The 9,362-nt window shown below is 61.3% G+C and carries 1 protein-coding gene; it reads left to right on the top strand.

Annotated elements, in window-relative coordinates; translation table 11 throughout:
• Positions 1–291: 291 nt before the first annotated feature.
• A partial coding sequence (locus tag OH705_RS09750; RefSeq protein ID WP_267302051.1) for a retention module-containing protein occupies positions 292–9,362 on the top strand: 9,071 nt, incomplete at its 3' end.

The raw sequence follows: 9,362 nt of genomic DNA on the forward strand, positions 1-9,362 counted from the left end.
TTGGAAAATGGCGAACCCTGATCTGTATGTAGGAAGCTTCCGAATAGGCAGTGCGATTAATACAAAAGAAAGGGGTTGGCTGGCCAAATATCAATGTGACATTACCTTGGCGATTGTTTAGGATGGCAGCCAGAAGGTCAATAGTTTGGCATAAACTTAATAGCCAGAAATTATAGACGTAAAATTGACGCAATTATGCGTCAAAAACATTATTGAAACATTCCATCAGTCGCCGCCTTCGAATGCCGGCCGGGCATGGAAGCCAACTGAACGGGTAGTCCGGAGAGTCCAATGAGCACTGTTGTTGCCATCGTCAAAAGCATTGTTGGCCAAGTCATCGCAGTTTCCCCAGAAGGCATCCGGCGCGTTCTGATCGAAGGCGATCGCCTGCTTGCCGGTGAACAGGTAGACACCGGCACTGGCGGCGCGGTCACTCTGGAGCTGGCCGACGGCCGTTTGCTCGACCTCGGTCGCGACACCCAGTGGAGTGCCGACGCCCCCGACAGCAGTATTGACCTGAGCCAGGCCACCGCCCAGGCGGCGCCCTCGGTCGAAGAGCTGCAGCAAGCCATTGCCGCCGGCGTCGACCCGACCACCGAACTTGAAGCCACCGCAGCCGGCCCGGCCGCGGCGGGCGGCGGTTCGGTAGGCGGCGGGCATAGCTTCGTCCTGCTTCAGGAAACCGCCGGAGTGGTCGACGCGACCATCGGCTTCCCCACCGGTCCGATAGGCTTCGGCAACGGCCTGGCGGTCGAGGAGCTGGGCGGACTGGACGGCAACGCTGCCAGCACCAACACGGCCAACGTCCCGCTCACCACCGGTCTGACCCTGAGCGCCACCCCCACGATCACCGAGGCGGGTGGCGTCATCGTCTATACCGCCACCGTCGGCCAGCCTCCGCTGACCAACCTGACCGTGACCCTGTCCAACGGCGCCGTCATCGTGATCCCGGCCGGCCAGACTACCGGCACCGTCAACGTCAATATCCCGGCCAACGACACGCCCTACATTGATGGCGGCCAGATTTCCGCGACCATCACCGGTACAAGCGGCGGCAATGGCCTGATCGTCACGCCGAGTACCACCCCGGCGGTGACCCAGGTCACCGACACCATCGACACCACAACTGCCACGCTGACCGCCAATCCAAGCGTGACCGAAGGTGGCGTGATCACCTACACCGTGACCCTGACCAACCCGGCCCAGACCCCGGTCACCGTCACCCTGTCCAATGGCCAGACCGTCACCATCGAAGCCGGCAAGTCGTCAGGCAGCGTTGATTTCCAGACCCCGGCCAATGACGTCTATAACAATGGCAGCACTGTAAGCACCACGATCACGGGGGCAACGGGCGGCAACTTCGAGAATCTGGTGGCGAACCCAGCACCAGCGGAAACGAAGATCAACGACTCCGTCGACACTACCACCGCCACCCTGACCGCGACCCCAAGTGTGACCGAAGGTGGCGTGATCACCTACACCGTGACTCTGACCAACCCGGCCCAGACTCCAGTCACCATCACCCTGTCCAACGGACAGACCGTCACCATCGACGCCGGCAAGTCGTCCGGCAGCGTTGACTTCCAGACCCCGGCCAATGACGTCTATAACAATGGCAGCACTGTAAGCACCACGATCACGGGCACAACGGGCGGCAACTTCGAGAAACTGGAGCCGAACCCGGCACCAGCGGAAACGAAGATCAACGATTCGATCGACACTACCACTGCCACCCTGACCGCGACCCCAAGCGTCACCGAAGGCGGCGTGATCACCTACACCGTGACTCTGACCAACCCGGCCCAGACTCCGGTCAGCGTCACTCTGTCCAATGGCCAGACTATTACCGTCAAAGCCGGCGAAAGCGCTGGCAGCGTCGACTTCCAGACCCCGGCCAACGATGTGTTCGTCAACGGCAGCACGGTCAGCACCAGCATCACCGGCGCCACCGGCGGCAACTTCGAAAAACTGGTGCCCGACACCACGCCAACCCAGACCGTGATCAGCGACAGCATCGACACGGTGACCGTCAGCATCGCCAGCAATGGCAACGTGACCGAGGCCGAACAGCCGACCTTTACTGTTTCAGTCAGCCAGAAGCTCGACCATGACCTGACCGTGACCCTTTCCAATGGCGCCACTGTGGTTATCGGCGCCGGCCAGACCCAGGCCACCTACAGCCTGCCGGCCCAAGGCGACGACGTATTCAAGGACGCCGGCTCCGTGACCCTCGGCGTGACCGATGCCAGCGTGACGGGCAAGACCTTCGAGAACCTGCAGTTGGGTGGCGATGCCACCGTGCAGATCACCGACACCGTCAGTGAAGTAGTAGCGACCCTCACCGCCGACAAGACCACTGTGTCGGAAGGTGGCCAAATCACCTACACCGTGACGCTGACCAACGCCCAAGGTCTGCCGGTCAACGGCCACAATGGCCTGACCTTCACCCTGACCGATGGCACCAAGGTCACCATCCCGGCCGGCAGCGCCAGCGGCACCTTCACCATTACCGCACCGGATGACGTGTTCGTCGGTGGCCAACCGACCATCACCAACAAGCTGGAAGGCGTCACCGGCGCCGACAACTTCGAAAAACTGACCCTGGTTCAGGACGAAGTGAAGACCTCCGTCACTGACGAACCGGGCACTGGTACTCCTGGTACCGATAACCAAGGCGACAAGGTCACCGTCACCATCGTCGGCAAGGGCGATGTCACCGAAGACCAGCAACCCGCCTTCACGGTCAAGGTCAGCCAGAAACTCGACCACGACCTGACCGTCACCCTGTCCAATGGCGACAAGGTCGTGATCCCGGCCGGCCAGACCGAAGCCGAATACAAGGCCAAGACCCAGGGCGATGACGTCTTCAAAGACGGCGATACCCTCACCGTCGGCATCACCGATGCTGCCGTTGACGGCAAAGCTTTCGAAAATCTGGAGCTGGGTGGCAACGCCTCGGTTCAGATCACCGACACCATCAGCGAAGTCGTCGCAACCCTCACCGCCGACAAGACCACCGTGTCCGAGGGCGGCCAGATCACTTACACCGTGACGCTGACCAATGCCCAAGGTCTGCCGGTCAACGGCCACAATGGCCTGACCTTCACCCTGACCGATGGCACCAAAGTCACCATTCCGGCGGGCAGTGCCAGCGGCACCTTCACCATCACGGCCCCGGACGACGTGTTTGTCGGTGGCCAGCCGAGCATCGTCAACAAGATCGAATCGGTTGCCGGTGGCGACAACTTCGAGAAACTGACCCTCGGCGACAACAGTGTCACCACGAGCGTGACTGACGAGCCGGGCACTGGCACTCCAGGCACCGACAACCAGGGCGACAAGGTCACCGTCACCATCGTTGGCAAAGGCGATGTCACCGAAGACCAACAGCCAGCCTTCACCGTCAAGGTCAGCCAGAAGCTCGACCACGACCTGACCGTGACCCTCTCCAACGGCGACAAGGTCGTGATCCCAGCCGGTCAAACCGAAGCCGAGTACAAGGCCAAGGCTCAGGGCGACGACGTCTTCAAGGACGGCGATACCCTGACCGTCGGCATCACCGATGCTGCCGTTGACGGCAAGGCCTTCGAGAATCTGGAACTGGGCGGCAACGCCTCGGTGCAGATCACCGACACTGTCAGCGAAGTGGTCGCTACCCTGACCGCCGACAAGACCACCGTCACCGAAGGCGGCCAGATCACCTACACCGTGACCCTGACCAATGCCCAAGGTCTGCCGGTAAACGGCCATAACGGCCTGACCTTCACCCTGACCGATGGCACCAAGGTCACCATTCCGGCCGGTAGCGCCAGCGGTACCTTCACCATCACGGCTCCTGACGACGTGTTCGTTGGTGGTCAACCGACCATTACCAACAAACTGGAAAGCGTGACCGGTGCCGACAACTTCGAAAAACTGACCCTGGGTCAGGACGAAGTGAAGACCTCCGTCACTGACGAGCCGGGCACTGGTACCCCAGGCACCGACAATCAGGGCGACAAGGTCACCGTCACCATCGTCGGCAAAGGCGATGTCACCGAAGACCAGCAGCCGGCCTTCACCGTCAAGGTCAGCCAGAAACTGGACCACGACCTGACCGTGACCCTGTCGAACGGCGACAAAGTCGTCATTCCAGCCGGTCAAACCGAGGCCGAGTACAAGGCGAAAGCCCAAGGTGATGACGTCTTCAAAGACGGCGACACCCTGACCGTCGGCATCACCGATGCCGCCGTCGATGGCAAAGCCTTCGAGAATCTGGAACTGGGCGGCAACGCCTCGGTGCAGATCACCGACACTGTCAGTGAAGTGGTCGCCACCCTCACCGCCGACAAGACCACCGTTACCGAAGGTGGCCAGATCACCTATACCGTGACCCTGACCAATGCCCAGGGTTTGCCGGTCAACGGCCACAATGGCCTGACCTTCACTTTGACCGACGGCACCAAGGTCACCATCCCGGCCGGCAGCGCCAGCGGCACTTTCACCATCACCGCGCCGGACGATGTGTTCGTCGGTGGCCAGCCGAGCATCGTCAACAAGATCGAATCGGTTGCCGGTGGCGACAACTTCGAGAAGCTGACCCTCGGCGACAACAGTGTCACCACGAGCGTGACTGACGAGCCGGGCACTGGCACGCCAGGCACCGACAACCAGGGCGACAAGGTCACCGTCACCATCGTCGGCAAAGGCGATGTCACCGAAGACCAGCAACCCGCCTTCACCGTCAAGGTCAGCCAGAAGCTCGACCATGACCTGACCGTGACCCTGAGCAACGGCGACAAAGTCGTCATTCCAGCCGGTCAGACCGAAGCCGAATACAAGGCCAAGGCTCAAGGTGATGACGTCTTCAAAGACGGCGATACCCTGACCGTCGGCATCACCGACGCTGCCGTTGACGGCAAAGCTTTCGAAAATCTGGAGCTGGGCGGTAACGCTTCCGTCCAGATCACCGACACCATCAGTGAGGTCGTCGCAACCCTCACTGCCGACAAAACCACTGTGTCCGAAGGTGGCCAGATCACCTATACCGTGACCCTGACCAATGCACAGGGTCTGCCGGTCAGCGGCCACAATGGCCTGACCTTCACCCTGACCGATGGCACCAAGGTCACCATTCCGGCAGGCAGCACCAGCGGCACCTTCACCATCACCGCTGCGGACGACGTGTTCGTCGGTGGCCAGCCAAGCATCGTCAACAAGATCGAAAGCGTCAGCGGCGCGGATAACTTCGAGAAGCTGACCCTCGGCGACAACTCGGTCACCACCACCGTGACTGACGAGCCAGGTACCGGCACTCCAGGCACCGCCAACCAGGGCGACAAGGTCACCGTCACCATCGTCGGCAAGGGCGATGTCACCGAAGACCAGCAGCCTGCCTTCACCGTCAAGGTCAGCCAGAAACTGGACCACGACCTGACCGTCACCTTGTCGAATGGCGACAAAGTGGTCATCCCAGCCGGTCAGACCGAAGCCGAGTACAAGGCCAAGGCCCAAGGTGATGACGTCTTCAAGGACGGCGACACCCTGACTGTCGGCATCACCGATGCTGCCGTTGACGGCAAGTCCTTCGAGAACCTGGAACTGGGCGGCAACGCCTCGGTGCAGATCACCGACACCATCAGCGAAGTGGTCGCGACCCTGACCGCCGACAAGACCACCGTGTCCGAGGGTGGCCAGATCACCTACACCGTGACGCTGACCAACGCCCAGGGTCTGCCGGTCAACGGCCACAACGGCCTGACCTTCACCCTGACCGATGGCACCAAAGTCACCATTCCGGCGGGCAGCGCCAGCGGTACCTTCACCATTACCGCACCGGATGACGTGTTCGTCGGTGGTCAACCGACCATCACCAACAAGCTGGAAGGCGTCACCGGCGCCGACAACTTCGAAAAACTGACCCTGGGTCAGGACGAAGTGAAGACCTCCGTCACTGACGAACCGGGCACTGGTACTCCTGGCACCGATAACCAAGGCGACAAGGTCACCGTCACCATCGTTGGCAAAGGCGATGTCACCGAAGACCAGCAACCCGCCTTCACCGTCAAGGTCAGCCAGAAACTGGACCACGACCTGACCGTGACCCTGTCGAACGGCGACAAAGTCGTCATTCCAGCCGGTCAGACCGAAACCGAGTACAAAGCCAAAGCCCAAGGCGACGACGTCTTCAAAGACGGCGACACCCTGACTGTCGGCATCACCGATGCTGCCGTTGACGGCAAGGCCTTCGAGAATCTGGAACTGGGCGGCAATGCCTCGGTGCAGATCACCGACACCGTCAGTGAGGTCGTCGCAACCCTGACTGCGGACAAGACCACCGTCAACGAAGGTGGCCAGATCACCTACACCGTGACCCTGACCAATGCCCAGGGCCTGCCGGTCAACGGCCACAACGGCCTGACCTTTACCCTGACCGATGGCACCAAGGTCACCATTCCGGCCGGCAGCGCCAGCGGTACCTTCACCATCACCGCACCGGATGACGTGTTCGTCGGTGGCCAGCCGAGCATCGTCAACAAGATCGAATCGGTTGCCGGGGGCGACAACTTCGAGAAACTGACCCTCGGCGACAACTCGGTCACCACCACCGTGACTGACGAGCCAGGTACCGGCACTCCAGGCACCGATAACCAGGGCGACATGGTCACCGTCACCATCGTCGGCAAAGGCGATGTCACCGAAGACCAGCAACCGGCCTTCACCGTCAAGGTCAGCCAGAAGCTCGAGCACGACCTGACCGTGACCCTGTCGAATGGCGACAAAGTCGTCATTCCAGCCGGTCAGACCGAAGCCGAGTACAAAGCCAAGGCTCAGGGCGACGACGTCTTCAAGGACGGCGACACCCTGACTGTCGGCATCACCGATGCTGCCGTTGACGGCAAGTCCTTCGAGAATCTGGAGCTGGGCGGCAACGCCTCGGTGCAGATCACCGACACCGTCAGCGAAGTCGTCGCGACCCTGACCGCCGACAAGACCACCGTCACCGAAGGCGGCCAGATCACCTACACCGTGACCCTGACCAATGCTCAGGGCCTGTCGGTCACCGGCCACAACGGCCTGACCTTCACCCTGACCGATGGCACCAAGGTCACCGTCCCGGCCGGCAGCGCCAGCGGTACCTTCACCATCACCGCACCGGATGACGTGTTCGTCGGTGGCCAGCCGAGCATCGTCAACAAGATCGAATCGGTTGCCGGTGGCGACAACTTCGAGAAGCTGACCCTCGGCGACAACTCGGTCACCACCACCGTGACTGACGAGCCAGGTACCGGCAATCCAGGCACCGACAACCAGGGCGACAAGGTCACCGTCACCATCGTCGGCAAGGGCGATGTCACCGAAGACCAGCAGCCAGCCTTCACCGTCAAGGTCAGCCAGAAACTGGACCACGACCTGACCGTAACCCTGTCGAACGGCGACAAAGTCGTCATTCCAGCCGGTCAGACCGAAGCCGAGTACAAGGTCAAGGCCCAAGGTGATGACGTCTTCAAGGACGGTGATACCCTGACCGTCGGCATCACCGATGCCGCCGTCGATGGCAAGACCTTCGAGAACCTGGAACTGGGTGACAACGCCTCGGTGCAGATCACCGACACCATCAGCGAAGTCGTAGCGACCCTCACCGCCGACAAGACCACTGTGTCGGAAGGTGGCCAGATCACCTACACCGTGACGCTGACCAACGCCCAAGGTCTGCCGGTCAACGGCCACAATGGCCTGACCTTCACCCTGACTGACGGCACCAAAGTCACCATTCCGGCCGGCAGTGCCAGCGGCACCTTCACTATCAACGCTCCGGACGACGTGTTCGTCGGTGGCCAGCCCTCGATCGTCAACAAGATCGAAAGCGTCAGCGGCGCGGATAACTTCGAGAAGCTCACGCTCGGCAAGGACACCCTCACCACGACCGTGACCGATGAGCCAGGTACTGGCACTCCAGGCACTGGCAACGAAGGCGACAAGGTTTCCGTGACCATCGTTGGCAACGGCGCGGTCACCGAAGACCAGCAGCCAAGCTTCACCGTCAAGGTCAGCCATAAACTCGGTCAGGACCTGACCGTAACCCTGAGCAACGGCGATAAAGTCGTGATCCCGGCGGGACAGACTCAGGTTGAGTACAAGGCTACAGCCCAAGGCGATGACGTCTTCAAGGATGGCGACACCCTGACCGTCGGCATTTCCGATGCGTCGGTCACCGGCAAGACCTTCGAGAACCTCGAGCTCGGTGGCAACGCCAGCGTTCAGATCAACGACACCGTCAGCGAAGTCGTAGCGACCCTGTCTGCCGACAAAACCACCGTCAGTGAAGGCGGCCAGATCACCTACACCGTCACCCTGACCAACGCCCAGGGCCTGTCGGTCACCGGCCACAACGGCCTGACCTTCACCCTGACCGACGGCACCAAGGTCACCATCCCGGCTGGCAGCGCCAGCGGCACCTTCACCATCACCGCTGCGGACGACGTGTTCGTCGGTGGCCAGCCGAGCATCGTCAACAAGATCGAAAGCGTCAGCGGCGCGGATAACTTCGAGAAGCTGACCCTCGGCGACAACTCGGTCACCACGACCGTGACCGACGAGCCGGGCACTGGCACTCCGGGCACCGACAATCAGGGCGACAAGGTCACCGTCACCATCGTCGGCAACGGCGATGTCACCGAAGACCAGCAGCCTGCCTTCACCGTCAAGGTCAGCCAAAAACTCGGTCAGGACCTGACCGTAACCCTGAGCAACGGCGATAAAGTCGTGATCCCGGCGGGACAGACTCAGGTTGAGTACAAGGCTACAGCCCAAGGCGATGACGTCTTCAAGGATGGCGACACCCTGACCGTCGGCATTTCCGATGCGTCGGTCACCGGCAAGACCTTCGAGAACCTCGAGCTCGGTGGCAACGCCAGCGTTCAGATCAACGACACCGTCAGCGAAGTCGTCGCGACCCTGTCTGCCGACAAAACCACCGTCAGTGAAGGCGGCCAGATCACCTACACCGTCACGCTGACCAATGCCCAGGGCCTGTCGGTCACCGGCCACAACGGCCTGACCTTCACCCTGACCGATGGCACCAAGGTCACCATCCCGGCCGGCAGCGCCAGCGGTACCTTCACCATCACCGCACCGGACGACGTGTTTGTCGGTGGCCAGCCTTCGATCGTCAACAAGATCGAATCCGTTGCCGGTGGCGACAACTTCGAGAAACTGACCCTCGGCGACAACTCGGTCACCACCACCGTGACTGACGAGCCAGGTACTGGCACTCCAGGTACTGATAACCAAGGCGACAAGGTTACCGTCACCATCGTCGGCAACGGCAATGTCACTGAAGACCAGCAGCCGTCGTTCACCGTCAAGGTCAGCCAGAAACT

Origin of the sequence: Pseudomonas sp. BJa3, from assembly GCF_026343815.1 — a bacterium.
GTDB classification, from domain to species: Bacteria; Pseudomonadota; Gammaproteobacteria; order Pseudomonadales; family Pseudomonadaceae; genus Aquipseudomonas; species Aquipseudomonas soli.